This window comes from Microcystis sp. M53602_WE12 (assembly GCF_030065455.1).
Classification (GTDB): Bacteria; Cyanobacteriota; Cyanobacteriia; order Cyanobacteriales; family Microcystaceae; genus Microcystis; species Microcystis aeruginosa.
Map to the genome: position 1 here is coordinate 1 of NZ_JASJFB010000094.1, position 1620 is coordinate 1620.

Annotated in this window: 1 pseudogene; it reads right to left on the reverse strand. The window is 51.5% G+C overall.

What is annotated here, in order from left to right:
- Positions 1 to 93: 93 nt before the first annotated feature.
- Positions 94 to 1467, reverse strand: a pseudogene (locus PX482_RS04115) (HAD-IC family P-type ATPase); the annotation flags it as partial.
- Positions 1468 to 1620: the final 153 nt, after the last annotated feature.

The following is a 1620-nucleotide window of genomic DNA, read 5'->3' on the forward strand; positions in this document are numbered from 1 at the left end:
CTGTTAAGGCAGGTGCGAAAAATCCTTCGGGAAAGAAGCAGAAACCCAAATCGTGAGGTTTGGGAATCACCGTCCGTTTACGGCGGTGAGGATGTCAAGCAGGGTTGCCATGTATTGGTACTCAGATTCAAAGGGAATTGCATCCAATCGTGGGGTTAAAGACAATAGCCCCAATTGACTGAGACCTGCTTTGGCGGCGGCCGCAATCAGCGCCCCTTCCGTAGGATCCCCCACCACTGACCAATCTTCTCCCGTTTGTTTTAGCCCGGAGTCATTACAAAGCAAACCAGCTACCAGACAATCCCCTAGGGCCGGCGGCAATTCCTCTGCAAAGGGGCTGCCAGGGTTGCCATCGGTGATCAGACTAATTTCGCCCTTGGGACTATAGCCACCACCACTAACGGCGTAATATTGCCCTTCAGTATAAATGGACTGTACAGTCATTTGATTTTCGGTCAGGGTTCCGGTTTTGTCGGAACAAATGACGGTCGCACTCCCCAATGCTTCCACTGCGGGCAGTTTACGAATAATCGCATTGCGACTGGCCATGCGGTTGACCCCAATGGCCAAGGTAATCGTTACCACTGCTGGCAGCCCTTCTGGAATCGCACTCACTGCGAGGGCAACGGCAGCTTCAAACATATCGATCCAAGATTTCCCCCGTCCTAACCCGATGGCAAAGGTCAAGGTTGCTAGGGTCAAAATTGCGTAAAGTAGGGTGCGGCTAAATTGGGCAAATTTACGGGTCAGGGGTGTGCTAAGGCTGACTCGGCTTTCCATCGACTGGGAAATCTGCCCCACTTCGGTGGCGTTGGCCGTAGAGACAACAATCCCTTTGCCCTGTCCAAAGGTAACAAAACTCCCTGCGTAGGCCATGTTTGTCCTTTCTGCTAGGGGCGTATCCCCGGGTAAGGGTTCGATCGCTTTTGACCCGGGCAAGGATTCCCCGGTCAGGGCAGACTCATCCACCTGCAAATTGCGGACTTTCAGCAGCCTCAAGTCCGCTGGTACTTTATCCCCCGATGCCAATAAAACGATATCTCCTGGCACCAAATCCTGAGATGGAATCCGGAGGGTTTGTCCCTCTCGCAACACGGTCGCTTCTGTGGTTACGGCTTTGGCTAGGGAAGCGATCGCACCTTCCGCCTTAGCTTCCTGCACATAGCCAATAATGGCATTGATCAGAGTAACTCCCCAAATCACCGAGGCATTCGTCCAAGACCCTAAAAATGCCTTAATAGTACCCGCAAGCAAGAGAATATAGAGTAGCGGCTGATGAAATTGCCCCAAAAATCTCAACCAAGCTGGTTTCCCCGGCTTAAATCGCAGTTCATTCGGGCCATATTTTTCGTAGCGACTGGCCACTGCTTCTGCTGATAAGCCCGCTGACCCATCGCTGGTCAAGTATTCAATCACCTCTGGTTGAGAAAGTTGATGATACAAGGGCAATGATAATTGAACTGGCATCATGCTCGACCATATTTAGGGTCTGCTGAAAAAGTTTTTCCTAGGGGCAGGGTGTAGGGTGTGGGGTGTGGGGTGTGGGGTTTTACCGATTTTGAGGGGGTCAATTACCTAATTTTCAGGGAAAAAGTCCCTGAATTTCCCCCTGATCACTCC